Here is a 23,182-nt window from a genome sequence, read left to right on the forward strand (position 1 = left end):
CGGGAGCAGCACCTATTCTCTTATTTTATATTAAATTCTATGCATATTTTGTCTTGACCTGTGCTAATGATATTTGTAAAAAAGGGGCGCCCTAGGGGCACCCTTTGCATTATTATTGTCTTATTACGAGGACATCTCGAGGCGCTCTACCCGTGCTTTGAATTTGGGAAATTTCGGAGCTTGTAAGGATACGGTCTACCAATATCAACGAAGATGTGACATTGTTAAAGTTAAAATTATTCAAGTTCGCTACGTTTTGGCTGCCACGGAATACACGGAACGATCCCTGAAAGTTAATTCGCGAAAATAGTACAAGCGTTACTTGAGAGCTCTGCACAACATTTCTGAGACGGAAACTCGAGAGAACGTTGTTAAACCGAAACGCTCCAAGATCACGAACCGCAACTCCTCCACGTCTGAATCGAATCCGGCGATTGGTAAAATTAGTACCCGACCAAAGAGTAAGACGTATATCACTGTTAGCCAACTAAATCAACTCCTTCTCTGAGATTGATATAGTCTATTACTAACTTCAAAGAACGGTACAAGACAAATACAGTTGTACAAATGATTGTTTTTCAGATTTCCCTACGGTGGTATTATCCAAATCACCGGGTCGAGCCTCGGATAGGTTAGCAGTCGAAGTGATTTTCCAGTTATATTCATCTAACTATTAGACACTTTCTTATACGTTAGGAGCGAATATGAAAAGAATAACTCAAACATTCGGGTATTTAGGTAGTACAATGTTGGCTGCAGCTTTACTGTCATGGATCTGCGTATTTTTGATTCACGGCTTACCTGGTGTCTATGTATGGATGGCACTTAAATTTATCATCCCAATTCTAGGTTTCGTAGGACCCACCCCAAACCCTCTTGCCGATTCTGCTCATGATCTGGTAAAAAGTGAAGCTATCTTTTGGAGGAGTTACCCTAGGAGGAATGGACAGCTTCAACAACTATGAAAAAAAGGCGTTAACGGATGCCTAAGCCCCGTCAACGCCTCCTCTATCCATTCATTGCATTCCTGCCTCTGCTGGAAGCGAATTATTTCTTGTCCCCACTGCTTTAATCACGAAATTGTAGGCTTTAGCAGAATCTATGCCGTTTAATGTATAACTGTAACTCGTCTGACCGCTTACCGTCGGCACATACACGCTCCAATTTGTGCTGACTTTATCATTTTTCTCGTAAATCCGGTAACCTCGCACAGGCTCAGAGCTATTTGCTGGCGCTTTCCACGAAAGAACTGCACGGTTCCCTGACTGTCTTACTGCACTTGGATTTTCTACAATGCCGGGTTTGACGTCAGTCCGTTTAATACTGTAAGCATCATAGACGGCAAGAGGTTTATCTTTAACAGCTGTGTAGGATGTGAATTTCAGCACGTCGCTTGTAATGGAAACATCCACGAACATTTTCTTATTGGGCTGGTCGTTTTTTGCTGCAAAAAAAGTGTCTGCATCTGGATTAATGGCATAAAATTTCGAAGCGGCCGAGTTGCCCATCAGATACACGGTCCCTTTGGGATTCAGCACATTTCCTTGCTCATCGGTAATAACATTCTTAATCGGAACGTTGTTCAGCATTTGAAAAGACCTCATATACATATGGTCATGTCCCTCAAACACCATATCCACACCCAGCTCATCAAATACAGGAATTAGATATTTCCGGTAAAATTCTACCCGGTCGCTTTCTGCCGAAGCATTATCCCCTGAAGAATACGCTCCCTTATGCATCGAGACGAATTTCCACTTCTTGTCGGTCTTTGCCACTTGATTCCGCATCCATTCCAATTGCTTCGTGAACTGAATATCCGCTTTATACGGCTTAACCTCCCCTTCATACTGGGAATTGATCTGCATAAACAGGGCATCGCCGTATTCGAAAGCATATACCGACCCGTCATGAGCGCCCGTCCCGACATCTTTTGGAAGATTAAAATGGTTATAGAAGTTGTTATTCGGATAATCCTCTATCTCATGGTTGCCGATAATCGGTGCAAATGGCACATTGGCAAATTCTTTTTTCGGCACACCTAAGAACCACTGCCACAGCTGCTCCAGATCACCGTCATCCGTTAGATCCCCTGTAAGAAGAACAAACTTGGGATCTACCGTTTTCTCAATAGCTTTCTTAAAAGTATCCTGCCACAGATCGAAATTCGATTTACTTGAGCCTTGGGTGTCGGTTACATAGAGGAAATGGAAATCCTGATTATCCGCCTTGTCCGTGGTAAAAGAACCCGCCTCGCTCCAGCCGTCCGCATCACCGTTACCGGCCCGGTAGATATACTTAGTTCCAGGCTTAAGACCGCTTGCAATAACCTTGTGGCTGGCGAACTTTTTATACTTTTTGGAGCTTCTGTCTCCTGATGTCATTAAGGTTTCAATAACTGTTGCGCTGCCCTCATAAGAAGCTGCCAGTTGTTCCGGGAACTCGCTTCCTCCCGCATTGGAGGCCTCCACTACTTGCACTACTGTATCTCTGACGGTTTCGGCTGTATACCAGTCAAAGGCAATACTTGTCTTTGGGTCTCCATTAAAAGTCATGTTCAGCAGCGTTGGAGTTTTGATGCCGGTATCCGGAGACTTCGTCTTAAAGCTCCAGGTAATATCGTTCTCAGGTGTCCGGCCATCCGTAGTCCCCTTAACAAGCTCTTTAGGGACGGTCACGTTGTAAGTTTTGCCGGCAGTGAAAGTAGGGTGGCTGACTTTGACTGTGTCTTGACCGAGGAGTGAAGCAGAAATGTTGGTAAGAGGAAGATTGTTTTCTGTGATTACAACTTGATAACTACTGTCGAGACTGATGGCTTTGTTAAACTTCACTGTGATCTCTGCGTTAAGGGGAACATCTGCAGCCCCTGAAGCGGGAGTTTTGCTTACCTCAAGTGTGGGAGTGTCCCCAGGTTCGCCGCTGCTGCGTGTTCCTTTAATTATCACATCTTTGATTCTGCTTGAGCCTGAGCTGGACACCGTTCCCCCGCTTACGCTTTTCGCAGAGTTTACCACCCAGCGGATATAGAGTACATCTTGATTGTTTGTTCCGGCAGGCAAAGCGAGGTTAGTTAATTTGCAGGAATTATTGGAACAATTAAAATTGTTCTGGGCTAGAACAAGGTTGCCGCCCGTAACATCTATCCATTCCTGTTGATCTATACTGTATTGCACCTTAAAATCCCTGGGTCCTGTACTTGAAGAGGTTTGCTGGGAAGAGAGGAAGATCCCTTCGAAGCCTTGGGTAGAAAGCGTGGCAAGCCAGTATTTTAGGCCCGTTCCTTCATGCCAGCCCTGGTTGCGTACGCTGTTCTCACTTGACTCATAGGTGTACGCATCCGTATTAGTTCCTACATCACGAATGGATGAAGACGTCTGATATACCCCGCCTGTAGCCGGAAATACACCGTTTTCGCCTTTGTCTTTAAAAATCCACTGGGCAATCGTTTCCTGAACTGCAGTTGCTTCATTTACAAGGTCTTCCTCAATTTCTTCCCTTCCTGCTGAGACAAAACCAGTCAACTCCATGGCAAGCAGCAAACCTATAACCATTAGACTGATTACCTTGTAAAATCTATTTTTGAGATAAGATTGGTTGTTATCCATTCAGCCCATCTCCCTCTTCCTTAATCTCACTTATCATCGAACCGCCGTCTCCGAGAAGAACGGCGGTTCTGCTACCCTTACCTTCCTGTTATTGGAGTTCCCAGTCGGTGACTTGAAGGATTGCTGAATCTGCACCCTTCAGGTCTGTCTCTCCCATGTTCAGCAAATTGCTCCACTGCTTCACACGGTTCTTGCCGTTAGGCGGAGAGTTGTACTCATTAGTATCCACAATCTTGGTCCGTTCTTTATAAAATTTGGTCATAAAAGTCTTCTCATCCGTGCTGCTTCCGGATTTACCCAAAAGCCCTTGAAGGGTCTCGGAGCCGCCGGTAGCTCCATGGTTCAGCGCTGCATCCACGAAGGAACCAATAGTTAATGCCGAGTTAAAGCCGCGTTTGCGGGCCTGCTCCACACTGTATTTAATATAGATATTGTAGAACGTTTTCCACATAGCCTCTCTCCACTCGGGATCATTTTGCAAATTGCCGATTTTTCTGCAGAAGCTCTCTTCGCTTTCATTGATCTCGAGGATCTTCCCTTTCATCGAACCCTTAACACCGATCCGGGCCAATGCGCCTTTAACCGAAGGATTACTCGCGCCTTTGGCAGCGTCATATGCCTTGAACAGATCCGGACCGTCGGGACCGGTATCATTTGAGCCGCCTGTAGTCGCACCGAATATTCCAATCGTATACCCGCGGTCATCATCAATATCTTCACAATATCCGTAAAAATTGATCCAGTTCAGATCGTCCTGCTCCGGTTTGTTGACAAGCATCATAATATTGTTCCACTGCTCACCATCCAGACCTGTGTTGTCACGCAAGAATTGAAGTGTTGCCGGTGAGAAATTAGAATCAGGGTTCCCTGCCGCATAACTTTTCTGTTGAGATGTTTTGGACAGACAGCCATAAGAAAAAATCATTGAAAAACTGAGCAGAATCATCAATGAAAATTTCATCTTCTTGGAAACCTTACTCTTCGTTGAATTTAGCACCGCAATCTCTCCTTTAATTGAATAGTTTAAGCGCTTTAACTTTTAGTGGCAGTGAACCTTATCCCTAACCTATCTGAGCATGACAGCCCTCCTTTTTCCAACACTTGGTAATTCAATTTAAGCTTATCTCAAAAACTTTGTCCAAACAGCACGTATTTTCTTGTAAATATTAATTTTTATACATATGTTGCTACAAACCATAGATTAAGTCTACAATCCTCTTAGGAGGTGCTGAATGAAACCGGTATTTTATGAGTCTACTCTTTTTGACATCAGCCGCAAGAAACAGGTATACACCAGCATGCCTTCAAGACACTATCATGATGCATATGAGATTCTGTATTTAATATCCGGGGATTTTTATTATTTTATAGGGGACAGAACTTACCAGGTTGCGGGCGGAACACTGCTATTTATGGATATTCACGAAATGCACAAACTGGTCAATTCCGGCTGCAATATGTATGAACGGGTTACACTCCTGTTTAAAAAAGAATTCCTGCAGCATTTCTGCACCGGCAGTCAATGTGAGGAACTGCTCGAATTGTTCAAAAGTGATTACCGTGCTTTGAAGATGACCGGGATGGATCAATATTTCATCGAACAGCTTTTTCAGAAAATGATCCAGGAGGGGAAGAAGCAAGCCCGCGGATATGAACAGTACCAACAAATATTATTGGTGGAGCTGCTCCTCTATCTTAATCGTAAACTATTTGACAGCCGCGTAGCTTCATTTGTAGAATCCAATCGTACACATAAAAAAGTCCTGGACATCGTTAATTATGTAAATCAACATTATATGGAACCGCTCAAGCTCTGTGAGATTTCACGGCAATTCGACATAAGCTCTTCCTACCTTTGCCGCACTTTTAAAGAATCCACCGGGTTCAGCTTCATTGAATATATCAATAACATCCGCATTAAAAAAGCGCGTGATTTGCTGGTTGGCTCTTCTTTTAATGTTACTGAAATTGCGGGAATGGTTGGGTTCGATAACACCTCCCACTTTGGACGAACCTTCAAATTAATAATGGGCATCTCGCCGCTCTGCTTCCGCAAACAATTTAAGTCTTAATAACAAATCACTGGAATACGTCAAGACATTTCATCAAGCCTAACAAATTGCAAGTTTCTTGCCTGTAGTTGGTTTAGCACTTCTTCTAAAGCTTGCAGCATAAAATAAGGAGCATGCCGGTCCGCGCCCGCAGTCTCTCCGCTGTCGTGAAGTAAAACAACGGAGCCATCGGTGATTCCACCTAATAAAATGGCCTGCATCCGGGTTTGACAGGCCCGGATGTTCCAGTCACTCGCCTTCAGCGACCATAGAACAATTCGATACTGCTTGTGCCGAAAGAAATCAAATAGATTGATTAATCCCCAGGGTGGACGGTAATGATTGGGTCTGATTCCGACAATAGACTCTATAATATCAGCGGAGCGTTCCAGATGTTCTCGCCTAATTGTACTGGGCAGCATCAGCCAATTAGAGGTATGGCAGTAATTATGGATGCCAATCTGATGGCCTTCCCGATCCATCCTTCTGATCAGATCTGGATACTGCTCCGCTCGCGATCCAAGCACGAAAAAAGTAGCCTTCACTTGATGTAACTTCAATAAATCCAGCAATTCCGGCGTATATTTCGGATGTGGCCCATCATCAAAAGTGAATGCCACCTGTTTTTCTACCGTTCCTTTGCGAAAAACACCAAAGCCGCTCACTCGCGTAATCAAACTTGGAATAAACATGTAAAGAGTAGCGGCACATAGTATTCCTCCTATCAGATATGTAAGTATGATTACACCTCCTTATAACAAGCATAAGACCTATCCAGAGTAGTTCTGTCCGGGTGAAAATCGATTTTTCAGTGAGGCGCGTGAATGGATCAGTAACATCGGGACCAGTTGCTCTGTTCGCCGATTGATTCTTTGTCTCCCTTCAGGATGCATGGCAGACAGCAGCAATCGAAGATAGATGGTGGTGATGCGTTCGAAAACGCCGGACTTTATATTTTGTTGTTCAAAGCCAAGACCGTGCGTTAATCCCCGATGGAGCAGTGTAATCCCCAATAAAGCCTTGACCTGCCTGAACTCGGACTGCGATTCGAAGGCTTCGTTGATTTGCTGCATTGATTTGCGCAGCATGCGAGCCGTTTGCAGTGCGGCACGATCCGATCCTTCGGACCGGATCAACTTCAAGATTCTTTCATTGTCGAGGTGGAGTTCTCCCACCCACTCTCCCTGATTGATGACCGTGGCGTCTTGGCATACAATAGGCTGTCCCCGGTGCTTTTTTAGCATCACGGTACATATACCAAAGCGTGACTTATGCGATCCTCGAAAATGTGAAAGCAACGCAAAAGCTTTTTCCCACATCATCCAGACAGACTGCACCGTGTTTTTACGTATTTTGAAACCCAACTTTTTCACCATCCTTAAAACGGTTATTGTCTCTCATTTCATCCATTGTACCTAACGAAACTTTCTTTTTTTCCTAACGTCTACTTCTATTTGACGCTATACACCGGAATTTCTCTGCGTGTAAATCTAAATTTTTGGCATCTAGTTAAAAAGCTTTCTGACCTAAAAAAAGGACAAAATTTAGTAAGTCTTAAATTAGTCACCTTCTGCAAGAAAATTCAACTATATAAAGAAAAACCCATGTCTCTTGGACATGAGTTTCGGATGTTATCTTTTGACTAAATCAATCTGGTTTCACTATCATTCCAAACTACCCAACTCTACCACATCTCCGCTGGTGGCCTTCACGGCATAATCGCAATCCAGCTTTCCGCACAGCACATACTTCTTCTGCCCAGGATCATATACATAGACGGGTGTTAATTCGAACCATCCCTTGAGCTTATCATAAGCTTCGTCATGGCTCACAGCAATTTTCCCTTCACTCTTGAATTCATCAAACGTATCGAGCATTAACTTGTTATCCATATAATTTATAACTTTATAATTGTTCGTATCGATGAACAGAAGGAGCTTACGCTGAAACATACGATTACTTGACACATTCTTCCTCAATGTCGCTTGAATATATCCTCTTTCCCGATGTAAAGTCTTCAATATCCATTGTCCGGATTCTTCCGGATAGAGCTGGCTTAAACCAATTTCGACTGCGGTTATACATTGGGCTTGTTCTATGTCTGTGATTGAAAATGAATCTGGATGCGGCTCACGTGCTATTGCCTGTTCGATTGTAACCACTTCTTGCAGACGGATCTCCATCCTTGCGAACTGTTTCGTGTCCGCTTGCTCCCACTGCATTACTTGATCAATATTCATTCGTGCTCTCGTTCCTGATATCATCTCAAATAGAATTGTGGTTGTTCCATCATTTGTAATGTAGATTTCTTCTATCCCATAGATCGGCAGGAGATGTTTCATCTCGTACACTGGATATTCTATAAGCTGTAGTTGGTTTTTAGCCAGTGACTCTACCGCTTGAAGCGTGAGAAAATAATCCTCTTTTTGCACAAGGGAGCTGGAAGGAAACTGGCCATAGACACTATAAAAAATAATTCTACCTTCCGCATCGAAGCGTAACTCCATTCGCCCGCCGGGAGAGATGGGTATACCGTCTATACATTCAGCAAAATGATATTCTCCTCTTTCTTCCTTCACTAAGTAGAATTGTTTACCATATTCAAGCCCTACTTCAGCTTCCATCCACTGAATAACGCCGTTTAATTCAATGTTTTGGAACGGTGTTCGATTTGCATAAGATTTCCCTCCAACAAAAATAACACTTTTATAGTTATTGGATAGCAAGTCAAGCGTAATGACTGCAGTTCCTTCCGGATTATAATCTTCCTTCCATTCCTTAATGTGAGAAGGAAACCATTCCATACTAAGCAAATAGCCGGTTTCTCCCAGCATCGTAACTTCGCGATAAATTTCATTTGTATGTAAATAGTAGTTGTCCAGTCCATAGGTTTGCTGTGTAGCATTAACTAGTTCTTTGATTCGGAAATCCATATCAGTGCACCCCACAAAATTGATACCTATATCATATCATTACTTAGCAATGATTATGAAGCAAAGCGAATCATATCTGCTACATATTCTACGATCTTATGTAACGGGTTTTGCTGGTGTTCAGAAAATGATCAGTAGCTTGGGGTTTAATAATGCAGAGTGTATCAATCGATTGGACAAGTCAGGAAAATTCACCCTGCTGACTCAGACCTTGCCAGAATACTAAACGTGTATAGTGAACACATATTTTAATGGAGGTATATCATCATGATTGACATCATCGACGGAAATGCGGCATTAATACATTTTTTTCCACTTCCGGCGCATCTTTATTCTAAGAATATTGCTTGTATTGTTGCTGTGGCGCATGCAGAAGAACGGGGTCCAAATTTAACAGGCCTCATAAATGCTCTATACTCGAAGGGATATACAGATCTTGAACATCTATTCAATTCCACATGGAAAAAACTATACCAAGTTCCGAGGTTGGGCCAGCAAAGACTGGTGCTTCTACTTAGTTTACTAGAACGAATTTCTGCAGATCCCAAGACCATAGAAAACTATACAGCTGTCCCTCATGTTACCATCCACAGTAAAAAGGAAATGAAAGAATTAACTTTAAAGAGGATCATTAAGAAGTATAACGAAACATCTATAGAGGTATTAACTGAAGATACCGAAAAAGAAGCTCGTTTAAAGAAAATTAAAGATAGACTCCGAGAAATGGGGATGATCGTATAACAAAACCCCGCCAGTATAGTGAAGTGCACCCCTTAGAATAGACATTGGACAAACCTCTGGGTCATTCCGATTTCTATTCTAGGGGTGTGACTTTCAATTCATTTAGTAATCGCGTGCTGCATCGAACCAGCGTTGAGCCATCTCCTCTGTGATAGGCTGGCCAATCAGGTGGTCAGACTGGCTAAGTTGCCATACTGCTTCACCAAGGTCTTCTCGTTCGGTGGTTTCGATGCCCTTAAGATTGTTGAAGCATACGGTGAAAGCGGTAATGGCGGCCTCGGCTTCAGCAAAGCTACGGGCTTCGGACAAGGTTACCTGTGCAACGTTGTAAGCTTCATTAGCCAGCTTGGCTAGACGTTTAGCCCAGGAGGAGAATGGGCGGCCAAACTCGGTCGTCCACCACTCTGGCTTTCGTAATTGGCTCACTGAAGCATGGTCGGTCCAAGGACGGGTTTCAGCGCGAGTTTTCATTTGCTTTTTTAGACGCTTGCCAGCGCTTTCTTCGACATTGTAGGCGATGAATCTGTCAAGCAACGGCCACGCGTTCAAGGTCGGCAAGTCCCCCAGATCAGGCATGAAGCGCAGCTCCAGATTCGTTAACTGGGTATGATGAGCTAATAAATTCAGGTGGCAGAAGTTTCCCCACAAACTCAGTGATTTAAGGTTTGGGTACCGGTTTAGACACTCTAGCGAGATGGGCTGTCCCAGCGGTGCGTTATGTAGCGTCAAGCTCGTTACCTGGTGCAGCTCCCCCATATCGGGCAGCAAAAAAGGGGGATCATTCTTACGTCGGCCGGTGCGCGGTGCTAGTGTAAGAGAAGATGGCATATCACCTGTGGCCGAGAAGCGTGATAGATCGCCGGACACACTCAGGCGGAAAGGCTGCTTCGGAAGTATTAGGCTAAGGGACCTCCCGGATGCTTCCAACTCGACATGCAAGCCATGCAAATTGGACTGACTGGCGTCCGCCACCGTGTCTGCAGACAGGATCGGAGTCCATGTCATCTCTTCAATGGGACGTTTCTGTGCCCAGTCAAAGAAGCTTGAATCACTGCCTGTATAATGCAGAAATCGCGGCCAGGGAGAGCCAGCCGGTGTGGCAAAGACATCGAATACGGTCCAATCGATAGGCGCATCAGACGCGACATGAAGGTCAACCTTTTTCCCCAATTGCGACGGACCCATGGATAGACTGCCCACACCGGGCTTAAGGACAAGAGTATGACTACGTGGACCTGTCAGGTTGATAGGATAACTACCAACTTCTCTAACAGAACCAGCTGAAGGACCAGCTTGGCTATCATTTGGCATTTCTATCATCCTTTCCTCTAATGCATATCAAGATCTAACTATTCACACCTGACTCTATCTTCTCTGTAATAAATTGTTTGAATCTTGTAAAATACCGCTCTGATGCTTCCCAGCGCCTAAGATCCAAATAGGACATGTCCTGCTTGCCATATTGATCGGGCGGCTGATAATGCCGGGAAACATAAGTTCCATTGTCCACTGTATAAAAATAATACGCTTCATCTGGAGTCCTGATTTCAATCCGACCATGTAGAAGGTCTCCGTCCTCGTCTGTATGCGTTTGACGGAAGCTGTAACATTTAGAGCCGTCCCAGAACCCGCCATTCTCCTCCACTTCCGAATATAATTCCTGAATTACAGTGTGTTGCAAAATGTCTTGCACATACTGTACCTCAATGTTTCGTAAATAAAGCTCAGCCATATTAACGCAGGTCAGCAACATCGTCCAGCAATCGCTAATCTCTGCTAGTTGTTCCTGAGACTCTTCTGTAATGTCCTCCCACTCAGACCCTTCTTCTATGGTTCTCTTCAACAAACCGACAGAATGATCTTGCTCCAGCCAAATATAATAGTGATGCCGGTTATCATTCATATAAACGCTAAGATCCCGCTCATCCCCGTCAGCATCAATATGCTCCAGTTGAACTTTGAAAAAAACGTCTTGCTCCCGAAAATTAAAAGAAGGCTTGTCACTTGGCATTAAAATACACTGCGTCAACTTCAATATATTTTCTTCATTGATTGTGTTATGGGTGAAATATAAATGAACAGCTTTCTTGCTAGCGGGGGATTCCTTTATTTTTTTTAGAGCAGAACGGCCTTCTTTAATTACGTTCACCAGTGTGCCAAAGGAAAAGTCCTCCTCATCCTCTTCCATATCCAAAAAAACTTCATCAATCAACACTTCATGAATGTCTACCGGAAGCTCCTGAAATACGCCGTCCCCCTCCCACACATTTACTAAGCAGGCGATCGATTTATGTCCGTCCACTTTGAAACTGTACTCGTCATCCTGAACCAAAACCGCAGCGCTGAGATCACCTTTAACAATCGTTTCCCCATGATTGTAGGAGCCGCATAATATTTCCTCAATCATCAGGTTGCCCGAAACATAAATTTCCTGACCGCCTACAGCTATATTTTTCGCACTCATATTACCGGTCACCAAAAGCCCTATGGCACCATCCGTTTCTTTATTATAAAGATTGTCTACAGTAAAATTTCCTTCTATAAAAATGATGATTACCTCTTTTTGTTGCGGGAAAGGTTGCTCCCAATCTAGATTAAGAGAAGGCAGCGTCAAATCCCCTTCATAGTAAGCGGCAAGTTGCTCGTCACTAAAATCTTGGTAAAACTTCGCCCACCAAGATCCTTCGGGAAATTTATCTGCTAGTTGGCTAATAGGAATGAATCTGAAAAGATTGCTCATAAATTATTTTCCTCTCATTTTAAATCCGAATATAGTAGACGATTTCCGAAAGCGGAGGCTTCTACTCCGCCGCTTCCGCCAACCATACTTGCATAGCTGGAGATTCTGCCCGATTCAAACGGAGGGCGATTTCAGTATTGATCTCATCCGGAGGCATGACTTCGACAAGGACGCATACTGACTCTCGCAGTTGATTCAAGGCAAACACACCTTCATCATCGAGTATTTTCATCGCCAGCTCCATGGCCTTCAGCCTCAAATCAAACTCGCGATTCCCTTCGTCATTCTCAAGATCAGCAATGAAAGAACGCTCGGTAAATCGTTGTTTAACATTATCAAAGTTCTCATCGCCGAAACAACAATAGGGCGAATCCGCATAAGACCATTTGATAAGTTCCGCAATCGTCGATGCCGGTGTGTCACTTTCGACGCCTTGCCTGGCTGCTTCTACCTCCAAAGCTTCCCACGACCAGGCGGAGATACTTGGCGCATGTCCCTCACCAGTAGTGTAAAGGGTACAGTAATAGTAACGTTCGCCATTTTCAAAAAGAGCGCGAAAAGACGTTCTAGCAGCATCGGCGATCTCTATCGCCAGCCTCTCTATTTCTTGCATCGGCTTCCTCCTTTCCGTTAGTGGATCCGTTCAGGCAGGATGTCTTCTATTTGCTCCAGCCTTCTAGAAATGATATGGCGGTGCTTTTTCTACTACAAGGTTATCAGGATGAACATCAGTTGGCTCATAGTCATTCATACGGAGAAGGATATACTCAATCTCTTCTAATGGCATCTGCAATTTCTGGCTGACTTCATAAAGATCCATGTCTTGCGAAAGTAGGTCCCGTGCTTGATTTAACTTTCCATTTAGCCAATTGTTTTCGAGCATCCATTTTTTCACTAGGTCCAGTAGTTGATTTTGGTTTTCCTTAACTGCATGCTTATTATATTTAGCAACTGACTCTGACAAATAGTTAAAAAGGTGAATACCTAATCCCTCACGTTGCTCATGCTTGGACATCCGTTGGTACTGTTCATAACTTATGCTGATATCTAATTCGAGGGTATGATCCCTGCTATCAAACCGTCTGGATGTTTTTCGACCATAACCTTCAGGTAAAACACGCAACACAAAAAAGATATCATAGGGAAACTCCCATGTATTTGCTAATTCCTCTAAGGGCAGCAGTTCATCTCTCAATTGACCCACACACGTTCCATGTGTATCCAAAGTAAAAACTAGTTTCATGCATACCTCCCTCTCCCAGACTTACGGAGCACCCAGATCAGCTGTTATTTTCTGAAATCGCTTCGCAGCCTTTCGACAAGAGCCACTGCTCCATTACGGCAAACGCCTGCCCCATATCCTGTTCATAGAAGATGACCACCTCTTGCTGGTAGGCATAATTCAACCGTACATAGCCTCCCAGCTGCCGGTAGAACAGGAAACAAACATAGGCATTCTCAATAAACAAATCCGGCGGAAATTCATGTTGGCACAATCCAGCCAGTTCGGGTAGCGTAAGCTGGTCCTGCCCTTGTGGCAAACGCAAAAAGCGATGGCTGCGAGTGCCCGTCCACGGTTCATAATAGACGCTCTCCCCTTGACTGATTCCATACACCTGACGATAAATTTCGTCCAGCACCAAGGCGTACAACCCTTCGTCTTCCTGCTCCCCTGCCTGCAGGGAAATCGCCTTTACGTGCTCCGCATGCCGAGGTAGCCAAAGCAGCCCAGCTGTCTGGGGATGTATTGCCAGAAAATCACCGTCCACCGTTGTACCTATAACGATACACTCACCGATCTGTTGTTCAGTAATGGGGCTATACTCGTCATGCTCCCATAATCCGTATTCTGCAAAAGGTTTGAGCACCTCCGCATCCGGAAACTGAACATTCAACCACCCTCTGTAAGTCCCTTCGCCGAATCGCCGCAAAAACCGGAGGTAGCCCGGTGGATAAACAGTGGCATCTTCCTTTGCAAGTGCTTGGTTTTGACCATCAGACAGCGGTTTTGACTGAGATACGATGTACATAAATACTCCTCCTGCTGCCCCAACATGCAACTCTTCCAGATAAGAGAATTCTATAAAATATTGCAGGTTGAGCAGCTTTTTTATCCAAGATAATACTGAAATTTTAGAGAGTGCAACATATCAATCCCCAATTTTTGAATTCTCCAGCTTAGCCAGTGCCTCGGTGTAATTTGCCCTGAACTATTTGCCACCCGTCACAAGCCCATATTTATTGAAAATCCACGATTTGCTCAAATCTTGAATCGCACCATGGCTTATACGCACAGAAGGCTTTTGCTCCTTCATAGCATCTGCATCATGCGCCGAGAAGCGAAGCGGCTTTGTCATTTTTTTAATAGCACCCGTTATTTCATCGAAAAACGTATATGTTAACGGCTTATGGTCCCGAATATCCTCATAGATATAATACTTCCCTTTTTCATCTTCCAAATCTATTTGAAAGCCTTTAGGAAATGATAGCAAGATACACGGCAGTTCATCCTCTGCCCATTGTCCGTAATATGGAAAATAGACACCTTCATTTCTCGCGAAAAATCCAGAGCTTTCATTATCAGACGCAACAGAAATAGAATAAACAAAGAAAGGGAGACCCTCATTCCTTTTTTCTTCTGTCGTAAAATAATAATAAAAGGTCTGATACGCCTCATACACCTGTTTCAGATCATGCTCTGTCTGGGCATAATTGGTTAGATGAAATTGCGCTTGCTTATGTTCAAAATGCTTCAAAACGCTTTCAAACTCTTCCGGCCTGATGAAGAATCTAAGTTTATAAAATCCGCTGTTCTTTAATTTATCCATTTCTTTTCGCTCACCGCCATGTATTAAAATGTCATCTCAGAGGTCCTTAGCCATTTACTCGTGTATTTTCAAAATTCATATTTCACAAATCGATTTTTGAGAGCTTCTTCGTACGGGATCCACTCCCAGTCACTCCATAAAGACATGCTTACGATTTCTGACAGCTTATCTACGGCTAGTCCCGGACTCGTAATGCCAATGAAGCCGTCAAAATCCTCATTACGGATATCCAACGCTTTTCGCAGGTAATCATCATTGAGACGCTCTTCCCGGAGTTGTTCATATTCATCCCTCGTCCACTGCTCACAAAAGATCTTTTCGGCTTGAATGTCTCCATTCTCGAACAACGACAACTCGAATATCTCCTCATTCATATATCCGGCGGTCATCACTGGCTCCCCGGTAAGCTGGGACAACGTTTTACCGGCCTTCTTCACCGTACCCCATACAAAATAATCGTGGAGCACGCTGATCCAGTTTTCGTTGCTTTTGCTTACATACATGACAACTTTGCTCTCTGGAGCTTCATGATTTTTCTTGCCTAATACTTTGGCATGCGCTTCGCTTAGCTCTCTTAATGCTTCGACAGTCTTCTCAAGGTTATTCGACTTGATATGCAAATTTGCAAATGATCTTCCCACGAAATGGCCTCCTCTAATCGCTTTTTTAATCAGCCGGATTCTTATTTATATCCTATTGATCGGTTCTATGAATGTCTCATATTTCCATTATAGTGATCGCTTGTCCTGAGTCTACCTACTTTTCACCTGGATTTTAGAAATAACCTTTGCACAGAAAGAGTTATAACCTTGACCGTTCAGCACAATCTCTAGTCCCTTCCCCACTCCGCTCTTAAAAAAAGGAGGGTATCCCTCCGCCATTTTATGACGTTTGGGACACCCTCTGTCGAGCTATTTCACATCCTTACAACACTCTCCAACTTACCGCTCAAAAATTCCCTGTCGTCACTTATGGTACGGTTCAGCGCGCTGGCTGTTACGGCAAGTTCTGATTTTATATTACCGTTGTTCGATCAATCCGTACTCTAGGCAGTTACCGACTCGCTGCCTCGATGATCCAGTCGGTCAAATCGTTGATTTGTCTTTTCACGGCGATTGGGTCGCGGTACCAGGATTGGTTCTCCGTCCATAAAAATACCCGATTGTTGCGAATCGGCTCTAGCGCCCCCCAGATTGGATCAGCCTGCAGCGATTCCAAGCTGGCTTCCGTCGTCAGAATCAAATAATCACCCATGTACTCCGAAAGTTTCTCCAGCGAAAATTCATAGTAGGATTCCTTCAGCATAAATTCTGGAACCGTCGTCGGCGGCTTCAGCCCCATTATTTCATACATCAGCCGGCCGCCTCGTCCCGATTTCGGACCAAAAAGGCTCACGTTTCCATCGTACTCTTGCATAATCGAAAGCGTCTCTCCTTCGGGAACGGCTTGTTGGACTTTCTCCCGAATGTCTGCAATTTCCTTCTCGAATTGTTCGTTCCATTTCTCCGCTTCCTCACGTCTATCCAGCAACTCGCCAAAATACAGCATTTCTTCCTGAATGGATACAAACTGATTGTAAGGAACCGATACCGTAGGTGCGATCATCTGATATTTCTCGACTACCTCAGGCTGTGGATTATGCGTTATGATTAAATCCGGATTGAGTTCCAGCAGCTTCTCTAACGAGTCGCCTACATCCGTCACGACGTCCAGCATTCCCTCGAGATAAGGACTCGACATCAAGAACGATTCGGCTGCGATCGGCTGGACTTCCAGAGCAAGTACGGTGCCGAGATAAGAAATTGCCGCTACGCGCTGAGGGTGTGCAGGAACTTCGACATCGCCGAAAGCGGTCTTGACTACCTTGATCTCAGAAGATGCCAAAACCTCTGACTCTTGAGTAATCATGGTTGGAGAAGCGCTGACGGCAACCTGGCTGTTCGTTGCACCTCCGTTGTTCACCGACCCACCACAAGCTGTTAACATCACGGTCAAACATAACAGCATCACTGCATAAAAACTTCGGGTTGCTCTAGTCATTTTATTCGCCCCATCCTGTTGAAATTGATAATCAATATCACTCACATAAAAAGGATAGCTTAATGACCGGCTTAGAACAACGGACGATTGTGACCTATTCCTTGCATAATCTGAAACGAACTGGCCGTATCGTTTACGATATTGACCTGGCGTCATGCCGGCATGCTTTTTGAACATGCGGCTGAAATAAATGAGGTCCGGATAACCGACATGTGATGCTATTTCCTGTTGTGTTGCTATCGTACCGGCCAGCAGAGCCTTCGCATCTTCCATTCGGAAACGAATGACGTAGTCCAGCGGACTGAGCCCTGTCTGTTCTTTAAATTTTCGCGATATATATTGTTGGCTGTAATTCAATTGCCGAGCAAGCTCCTCAAACGAGATCGGCTGGCGATAATTCCTGGACAAATGTCGAATAACTTGCTCCGATAAAGATGGCTCGCCGGCTCCGAACAGACGCTCCCTCAGGACAGCGTGAACGAAGCGGATAAAGTCTCCCTTGGCCGACAGCCTGGTTAATCCGTCGTCAGATTTAAGCCAACCGTCGCGTATCGTTTGAAGTAGCTCAAGCATGGCCAGCGGTTCGCCAGGCGGGAACCCCCAGCTTTCCAGAAACGGGTCGGATTCCTCCATCATCATATGAAATTCGCGCGAGGCCGAAGCGGGGAGAAACGCTTTGTAGAGTACGATATATACATTCAGCGCTTCTCGGCTCCGAACCGTCACCAGAGAGCCTTTGCCGGCGTGCAGTACATGGAAACGATCGCACAGCCATACCTCATTGTCAACCCACAACTCGCCTTGTCCTTGAAAAGCGAATAAAAATGCGCTTGCCGGCAAACGGTATTGATTCAAATCGTTGTCGATTCCGGCCTGCTTTAGCCGTACGTCCAGCACACTCATAATCACCTGGTTCCATATTTGTATAAGTTTCAGAACATCCATAACTGATTCGCAAACTCCCTTTAAATTCTCAAGAGATAATCATTCTCAATTGAATCATGTTTCTAAACACAATAACGAATACGTCTAGCGCTGTCAATAAGGTGTTGCCGAATGAGACGAGGATGCGAATAGCGAGGCATACGGCTATTTTGCCGGAGTCTAGCCCAAAAGCAAAAGACGCTGATCCGCAAACATACGTGCGGAACTAGCGTCTATCAATGAATCGTGAGGGCCCTTTTTTTGATCTCACAATTATCTTAATCATTGGAATACTTTTATGTCGCCTGCTTAGTAAATGCCTGTCTCTTTCGCAAGGGAATTTTTGTAGGCTGCAATTTTGTCTTTCAACATCTTCTCTGTGGCTGTTAAGTTTCTGATTTGGCTCTGTATAGAGTTACTATGATTCTCAAGAAGATTCAAGCGGGCTTGGGCCGTATGCTCTCCTTCTAAATATAACTGCGCATATTCTCTAATTTGTGAGATCGGCATTTGGGTTTGTTTCAACCTCATCACAAATCGCAGCCAAGCAAGATTGGAGTCATCATATATTCTTTCTCCATTCGCATTCCGTATCGGAGCAATAATCTTTTCCTTTTCATAATATCTCAGTGTATATGCGGTAATCCCTAGTAATTTGGCTACATCGCTGATCGTATACATACAAGCCCCCGAATCTATGTTGATTTTAAGAGTCCCCATAATTATAAAAAATATTTGACTTAGAGTAAACTCTAAGCTTTATGATTACATCGTTGTTGAAACACTAAATATTCTTGTAAAAACGGAGGAATTCACATGAAATATACTGTAATTACAGGCGCCAGTTCAGGTATAGGTTATGAAACCGCTCTAGCCTTTGCGGCTCGCGGTAAAAACTTAATTGTTACAGCCCGCAGAAGGGAGCAACTGGAGGAGCTAAAATCTGAAATCAATCATAACTACCCCGATGTAGATGTCGTTATTCGAGTAACTGACTTATCCGTTTCTAGTAATGCTTATAAGCTTTATGAGGATCTACAAGGGTTCGAAATCGAAACTTGGATCAACAATGCGGGGTTTGGAAATTTCGCTTCAGTGGCCAAGCAAGATTTAGATAAAATTTCTGCAATGCTGCATCTGAACATTGAATCGTTGACGATCCTTTCCTCTCTATTCGTTCGTGATTATTCCAATGTTGAAGGAACACAATTAATCAACGTTTCATCCGGTGGCGGCTATACGATTGTGGGAAATGCCATTACGTACTGTGCGACTAAGTTCTATGTGAGTGCCTTTACTGAAGGACTCTCTCATGAGTTGAAGAGTCAAGGTGCACTTATGCAGGCTAAAGTGCTAGCACCTGCCGCAACAGAAACAGAATTCGCGAAGCTTTCTTTCGATATCCCCGAATTCGAATATCATGGGACTGTGCCGAAATATCATACCGCGAAGGAAATGGCTGGATTCATGCTTGACCTGTATGATAACGATCATGTTGTGGGGATTGTTAATGGTTTGACGTACGAGTTCGAGTTGAGAGATACCCTCTATAATTATGTGGCGAGCACGCGATAAGCTCATCTTGTAATGGCAAGTTAAGAAGCATTACCATCCATTACGGATCGCTATGCTTCGACAATGATGTATCACCTAAATCCCCTATCAAAAAAAGGCTGCCAATCCCTTATGGGCGGCAACCTTTGATTTTTACTCTACGACAACGCCAACATCGCGTTCATATCTTCTTCAGCAGTAGTAATTAGCTTCAATCCAAAAAGCTCTACCAGAACATCCAGTACACCTGGTGAAATGAACTCGGGTGGCTTTGGTCCGATGCGAATGTCCTGAATGCCGAGACTGAACAAGCCTAGCAGAATGGCTACTGCTTTTTGCTCAAACCAAGACAGCACGATGCTGACAGGCAGCTCGTTCACCGTACACTCAAATGCCTCAGCCAGAGCCATAGCAATCTTCACTGTAGAACCGGAATTATTACATTGCCCAAGGTCAATGTAACGTGGAATACCGGTGTCTCCAACGGTGCCATAATCTACGTCATTAAAGCGGAACTTTCCGCAAGAAGTCGTTAAAATGACAGTATCGTTCGGTAAGGAAGTCGCCAACTCACGGTAGTAATTCCCGCCAGTACCTGGCGCATCACAGCCAGCAATGACGAAAAACCGGCGGATATGCCCGTCTTTGACAGCTTGAATGATCTCTGGTGCTAACCCGATAACAGTTTCATGATGATATCCGGTAGTAAGTACCAGATCTGACTCTACATCAGCCGCAGGTAGGGACAACGCACGATTAATTAATGGGGAGAAATCGTCGCCCGTTATTTTCTCTACACCTTCCAGCCCCGCTACTTCATATGAGAAAAAGCGGTCTGCATACGTGCCTTTAATCGGCATTACACAGTTTGTGGTAGCAAGAATTGCACCGGGAAACTGCTCGAACAATCTACGCTGATCATACCATGCTTTGCCGATGTTGCCTTTCAGATGTTTATACTTTTTGAGTGCAGGATATCCATGCGCAGGCAGCATTTCTGAGTGGGTATAAATGTTGATGCCTTTCCCCTCTGTCTGCCGCAGTAATTCCTCCAGCGCATATAAATTATGCCCTGTTACAACAATACATTGACCTTCAATTTTGTTCTGACTGACTGTGATCGGTTGCGGAATGCCAAAGCGGTCCGTATGCGCACGATCCAGTACATCCATGATGCGAACCGCCGCATCCCCGACCTTCATCGCCATCTCCAAATGTTCCTGTGTATTAAAGTTGGAATTGGTCAACGTCATATACAAAGCTTCGTGGGTGATACGATCCACCTCGGGATCGCTATATCCTAGCTGCCGGGCATGTGTCGCATACGCTGCAATTCCTTTTAATGCAAAAATCATCGTATCCTGCAAACTCGCAATGGTTTCATTTTTGCCACATACCCCTACAACGGTGCATCCGCCATTCGGTGTCTGTTCACATTGGTAACAAAACATATCGTTATCCTCCATATCTAGATAATCATTCGTTACTTCCAACGTAACAGAACACCAAAGCTTGAGTTGTGATTACATACACATTTTTTTAGATCAAGCAGATTTAAATGTCCTTCTATTTATAACAACCATTAATACAATAACGCTTAAACAAATGAAAATATTAATCTCAAAAACCAATTTGAACGCCTGCAACTGACTCCCTTGTCCTGTCTCTCCACTCATCACACCAAGTCCAAGTGCTGAGCCAAAGACCATACCCGCATTTCTTGTTAAAGCAATTAATCCGCCAATCGAACCCACGTGTTCCCGAGGTGTCTGCTGCATAATGAAGCTATTATTAGGAGAGGCAATGAGCCCCATACCAAGGCCAATAAGAGATAGAATCGCCGCGATTCCATAAATCGGTATATGATCTAAATACACCAGTAACAAGATAAACCCGCTTCCCATGCAGCTCAGTCCCATAAGCATCAGACGATGAGAGCCATAACGGTCGGAGCAGTAGCCTGCAAGAGGGCCTGCAAACGCCAAGGCAATGGGATAAGCCGCCATAATATATCCTGTCGTAGATGACGAGAACGGAGCCGACACCCCCATCAAATAAAATGGAATGAGGACAAGCAATGTGTTAGATAAAATAAAAGAGGCACAGCTAACGATCAAGCCTCCCGCTACAGTTGGAATTTTCAATGCTTGTAAGGGTAGAAAAGGAGTCTTTTGCTTCCGCTCCCAGAATAGAAAAGTAATCAACAACAAGGAAACCCCCACCAAACTTGTCATTGTCCACACGGACACCCAGCCCCATTTGCTCCCATTTGTTATTACGAGAAGGACCAAGGTGATGAATGCCATAAACAAGCTGGCCCCCACGAAGCTGATAGCACCCGGCTTGCGCTCTTGCACACGGTTCGGGATGTACCGATATGCCATAATTGTAGCCACAATCGCCACAGGAACATGGATTAAAAATAACCATTTCCAGCTCAGCCACTCTGCAATCAAACCTCCCGCTATAGGTCCCGTCATCCCGCCCAGCGCGACAGCTGTACTTAAAATTCCGAGAGCACGACCTCTTTGCTCTTTCGGTATATGAATGGTAATGAGTGCAATATTAGTTGCTTGAAACATTGCAGCTCCTACTCCTTGTACAACTCTGAGCGTTAGCAATATTGGCAGATTAGGTGAAAAAGCGACTAGGACAGAACCAACAGTAAAAATAATAAATCCAAGATTGTGAATCCGGCGAAAACCATAACGGTCGCCTAGTTTCCCCATAACAGGAAGAAGAGCCGTAATCACTAGCAGATAACCTGTTGTGATCCATAATCCCTTCCCAAGCTCTGTCTGAAAATAATTCACAATAAAAGGAAGCGACACATTCACAATTCCAGCTGTAAAATGGGAAATAAACGCCCCCATACAAATAGCCGCCATCATTCCCAGCCGCTGCCCTTGTGTGCTTTTAAACTCTATATCTTTTGCTGCCATCATGTTGATCCCGTCCCTACTCATATTGTTTAAGAATTACTAACAATTATAAGTAGATCCCTTGCAAGAACAATCCCATAAAGATGGGATGGAAATGGTTTAGGCGAATATGTCTATCAGTATAGGTGAGGAAAATCAGAGGTCCTGCGAAACAGCAAAAAGCGGCACATTTAAGTGCCGCCACTGAATTATTATCTATAAGAGTCATGCGTTGGGCGAAACAAATCTTCTTCGGAACTTCTGACCATAGAAAAATGTTCGACATTGTAGTGCCCATGTAATGTTTTATTGTGATGCTTGATGATTTGTTCTGCACTTAAAACATCATTGTCCGTTGTAGAATGACCATCTCCGACCAATGTAACATCCATGCCGCTAACCGTAGCCGTCCGAACAGCAGTATCGATGCAGTGTTGAGTTTTACATCCCATAATCACCACATGCTCAATCTGCTGATCTTTCAGATATTGTAGCAGCTCAGTTCCGTGAAAAGAATTCGTTGCCAGCTTATCAAAGATTTTGGCATTTGCAGACCTGTTGATTTCATTGTGAACTTGAAAGCCTGTACCTGTTCCTTCAGCGACATCTAGATCCCTAACGAACACAACTTCGACATCGGCTTCTTTTGCTTGTTCAATCACTTTATTAATATTCCGGATAAGCTGCTCTTTATTGAATACTGCACTTTCCTTTTCGTTTCCATCCATTAATTCTTGTTGTGCATCGATGATTAATAATACCTGATTCAAATGATTTTCCCCTTTCGAATGGTGGGGAAACGTCAACACGCTTGATCAGTTAAACGTTATCCCCATATCATTTTG

Annotated in this window: 20 protein-coding genes; 3 read left to right on the forward strand and 17 right to left on the reverse strand. The window is 44.2% G+C overall.

The annotated features are described in order from the left end of the window. Window positions 1–1,016: 1,016 nt before the first annotated feature. Window positions 1,017–3,605, reverse strand: coding sequence for a metallophosphoesterase (locus MHB56_RS03535; protein WP_076182870.1), 2,589 nt, complete (start codon window positions 3,603–3,605; stop codon window positions 1,017–1,019). Between the two features lie 88 nt (window positions 3,606–3,693). Then, window positions 3,694–4,566 (reverse strand): chitosanase, encoded by an 873-nt coding sequence (locus MHB56_RS03540; RefSeq protein WP_076127377.1) that lies wholly within the window; start codon window positions 4,564–4,566, stop codon window positions 3,694–3,696. Window positions 4,567–4,837: 271 nt separating this feature from the next. On the opposite strand from MHB56_RS03540, the gene MHB56_RS03545 reads away from it, so the two are divergent. Then, entirely contained in the window at window positions 4,838–5,677 is an 840-nt protein-coding gene (locus tag MHB56_RS03545; protein ID WP_076217885.1) for an AraC family transcriptional regulator, read from the forward strand. A gap of 20 nt (window positions 5,678–5,697) precedes the next feature. Here MHB56_RS03545 and MHB56_RS03550 read toward each other — a convergent pair whose 3' ends face one another. The 3 genes from MHB56_RS03550 to MHB56_RS03560 all read right to left on the reverse strand — a co-directional run bounded on the left by MHB56_RS03550 (window position 5,698) and on the right by MHB56_RS03560 (window position 8,589). After that, on the reverse strand, window positions 5,698–6,348 hold the full coding sequence (locus MHB56_RS03550; RefSeq protein WP_175618995.1) for a polysaccharide deacetylase family protein: 651 nt from the start codon (window positions 6,346–6,348) through the stop codon (window positions 5,698–5,700). Window positions 6,349–6,426: 78 nt separating this feature from the next. After that, window positions 6,427–7,032: a YkoP family protein gene (locus MHB56_RS03555; protein WP_339281159.1), complete on the reverse strand. Its 606-nt coding sequence runs from the start codon at window positions 7,030–7,032 to the stop codon at window positions 6,427–6,429. 288 nt (window positions 7,033–7,320) lie between these two features. Continuing rightward, window positions 7,321–8,589 (reverse strand): hypothetical protein, encoded by a 1,269-nt coding sequence (locus MHB56_RS03560; RefSeq protein ID WP_341143262.1) that lies wholly within the window; start codon window positions 8,587–8,589, stop codon window positions 7,321–7,323. Window positions 8,590–8,856: 267 nt separating this feature from the next. On the opposite strand from MHB56_RS03560, the gene MHB56_RS03565 reads away from it, so the two are divergent. After that, window positions 8,857–9,330 carry a hypothetical protein gene (locus MHB56_RS03565; protein WP_341143263.1) on the forward strand — a complete coding sequence of 158 codons (474 nt, stop codon included), beginning with the start codon at window positions 8,857–8,859 and terminating at the stop codon, window positions 9,328–9,330. A 102-nt stretch (window positions 9,331–9,432) separates the two neighbouring features. Here the strand turns inward: MHB56_RS03565 and MHB56_RS03570 are convergent, their stop codons facing one another. The 9 genes from MHB56_RS03570 to MHB56_RS03610 form a co-directional block, all read right to left on the reverse strand. Then, entirely contained in the window at window positions 9,433–10,641 is a 1,209-nt protein-coding gene (locus tag MHB56_RS03570; RefSeq protein WP_341144355.1) for a hypothetical protein, read from the reverse strand. Window positions 10,642–10,675: 34 nt separating this feature from the next. Continuing rightward, window positions 10,676–12,070, reverse strand: coding sequence for a hypothetical protein (locus tag MHB56_RS03575; protein ID WP_076190738.1), 1,395 nt, complete (start codon window positions 12,068–12,070; stop codon window positions 10,676–10,678). A gap of 61 nt (window positions 12,071–12,131) precedes the next feature. Continuing rightward, the gene (locus MHB56_RS03580; RefSeq protein WP_341143264.1) at window positions 12,132–12,683 is read right to left on the reverse strand and encodes a DUF4303 domain-containing protein; all 552 of its coding nucleotides are present in this window, start codon (window positions 12,681–12,683) and stop codon (window positions 12,132–12,134) included. A gap of 63 nt (window positions 12,684–12,746) precedes the next feature. Next, entirely contained in the window at window positions 12,747–13,313 is a 567-nt protein-coding gene (locus MHB56_RS03585) for a hypothetical protein (RefSeq protein WP_076127226.1), read from the reverse strand. A 37-nt stretch (window positions 13,314–13,350) separates the two neighbouring features. Next, on the reverse strand, window positions 13,351–14,100 hold the full coding sequence (locus tag MHB56_RS03590) for a hypothetical protein (RefSeq protein ID WP_341143265.1): 750 nt from the start codon (window positions 14,098–14,100) through the stop codon (window positions 13,351–13,353). A 180-nt stretch (window positions 14,101–14,280) separates the two neighbouring features. Beyond that, complete coding sequence (locus MHB56_RS03595) at window positions 14,281–14,898, reverse strand: hypothetical protein (protein ID WP_341143266.1); 618 nt, start codon at window positions 14,896–14,898, stop codon at window positions 14,281–14,283. A gap of 68 nt (window positions 14,899–14,966) precedes the next feature. Next, window positions 14,967–15,539: a hypothetical protein gene (locus tag MHB56_RS03600; RefSeq protein ID WP_340976425.1), complete on the reverse strand. Its 573-nt coding sequence runs from the start codon at window positions 15,537–15,539 to the stop codon at window positions 14,967–14,969. Window positions 15,540–15,951: 412 nt separating this feature from the next. Further along, a complete protein-coding gene (locus MHB56_RS03605; protein WP_341143267.1) occupies window positions 15,952–17,883 on the reverse strand; it encodes an AraC family transcriptional regulator in 1,932 nt (643 codons plus the stop codon). A 288-nt stretch (window positions 17,884–18,171) separates the two neighbouring features. Next, window positions 18,172–18,543 (reverse strand): MerR family transcriptional regulator, encoded by a 372-nt coding sequence (locus tag MHB56_RS03610; protein WP_076127234.1) that lies wholly within the window; start codon window positions 18,541–18,543, stop codon window positions 18,172–18,174. Between the two features lie 135 nt (window positions 18,544–18,678). On the opposite strand from MHB56_RS03610, the gene MHB56_RS03615 reads away from it, so the two are divergent. After that, window positions 18,679–19,437 carry an SDR family NAD(P)-dependent oxidoreductase gene (locus MHB56_RS03615; protein ID WP_248548580.1) on the forward strand — a complete coding sequence of 253 codons (759 nt, stop codon included), beginning with the start codon at window positions 18,679–18,681 and terminating at the stop codon, window positions 19,435–19,437. Window positions 19,438–19,574: 137 nt separating this feature from the next. Here the strand turns inward: MHB56_RS03615 and hcp are convergent, their stop codons facing one another. The 3 genes from hcp to MHB56_RS03630 all read right to left on the reverse strand — a co-directional run bounded on the left by hcp (window position 19,575) and on the right by MHB56_RS03630 (window position 23,107). Next, complete coding sequence (hcp, locus tag MHB56_RS03620; protein WP_036688774.1) at window positions 19,575–20,867, reverse strand: hydroxylamine reductase; 1,293 nt, start codon at window positions 20,865–20,867, stop codon at window positions 19,575–19,577. Window positions 20,868–20,960: 93 nt separating this feature from the next. Then, entirely contained in the window at window positions 20,961–22,361 is a 1,401-nt protein-coding gene (locus MHB56_RS03625) for an MFS transporter (RefSeq protein WP_341143268.1), read from the reverse strand. 188 nt (window positions 22,362–22,549) lie between these two features. Then, window positions 22,550–23,107, reverse strand: coding sequence for a cysteine hydrolase family protein (locus MHB56_RS03630; protein ID WP_076127240.1), 558 nt, complete (start codon window positions 23,105–23,107; stop codon window positions 22,550–22,552). Between the last annotated feature and the right edge of the window lie 75 nt (window positions 23,108–23,182).

It is taken from the genome of Paenibacillus sp. FSL H8-0315 (assembly GCF_038005365.1).
GTDB lineage: Bacteria > Bacillota > Bacilli > Paenibacillales > Paenibacillaceae > Paenibacillus_AQ > Paenibacillus_AQ odorifer.

Coding starts and splice junctions, on each gene's coding strand:
- MHB56_RS03535 (WP_076182870.1), bottom strand. CDS start 3,605: ATGGATAACAACCAATCTTATCTCAAAAATAGATTTTACAAGGTAATC.
- MHB56_RS03540 (WP_076127377.1), bottom strand. CDS start 4,566: ATGAAATTTTCATTGATGATTCTGCTCAGTTTTTCAATGATTTTTTCT.
- MHB56_RS03545 (WP_076217885.1), top strand. CDS start 4,838: ATGAAACCGGTATTTTATGAGTCTACTCTTTTTGACATCAGCCGCAAG.
- MHB56_RS03550 (WP_175618995.1), bottom strand. CDS start 6,348: ATGTTTATTCCAAGTTTGATTACGCGAGTGAGCGGCTTTGGTGTTTTT.
- MHB56_RS03555 (WP_339281159.1), bottom strand. CDS start 7,032: ATGGTGAAAAAGTTGGGTTTCAAAATACGTAAAAACACGGTGCAGTCT.
- MHB56_RS03560 (WP_341143262.1), bottom strand. CDS start 8,589: ATGGATTTCCGAATCAAAGAACTAGTTAATGCTACACAGCAAACCTAT.
- MHB56_RS03565 (WP_341143263.1), top strand. CDS start 8,857: ATGATTGACATCATCGACGGAAATGCGGCATTAATACATTTTTTTCCA.
- MHB56_RS03570 (WP_341144355.1), bottom strand. CDS start 10,641: ATGCCAAATGATAGCCAAGCTGGTCCTTCAGCTGGTTCTGTTAGAGAA.
- MHB56_RS03575 (WP_076190738.1), bottom strand. CDS start 12,070: ATGAGCAATCTTTTCAGATTCATTCCTATTAGCCAACTAGCAGATAAA.
- MHB56_RS03580 (WP_341143264.1), bottom strand. CDS start 12,683: ATGCAAGAAATAGAGAGGCTGGCGATAGAGATCGCCGATGCTGCTAGA.
- MHB56_RS03585 (WP_076127226.1), bottom strand. CDS start 13,313: ATGAAACTAGTTTTTACTTTGGATACACATGGAACGTGTGTGGGTCAA.
- MHB56_RS03590 (WP_341143265.1), bottom strand. CDS start 14,100: ATGTACATCGTATCTCAGTCAAAACCGCTGTCTGATGGTCAAAACCAA.
- MHB56_RS03595 (WP_341143266.1), bottom strand. CDS start 14,898: ATGGATAAATTAAAGAACAGCGGATTTTATAAACTTAGATTCTTCATC.
- MHB56_RS03605 (WP_341143267.1), bottom strand. CDS start 17,883: ATGGATGTTCTGAAACTTATACAAATATGGAACCAGGTGATTATGAGT.
- MHB56_RS03610 (WP_076127234.1), bottom strand. CDS start 18,543: ATGTATACGATCAGCGATGTAGCCAAATTACTAGGGATTACCGCATAT.
- MHB56_RS03615 (WP_248548580.1), top strand. CDS start 18,679: ATGAAATATACTGTAATTACAGGCGCCAGTTCAGGTATAGGTTATGAA.
- hcp (WP_036688774.1), bottom strand. CDS start 20,867: ATGTTTTGTTACCAATGTGAACAGACACCGAATGGCGGATGCACCGTT.
- MHB56_RS03625 (WP_341143268.1), bottom strand. CDS start 22,361: ATGATGGCAGCAAAAGATATAGAGTTTAAAAGCACACAAGGGCAGCGG.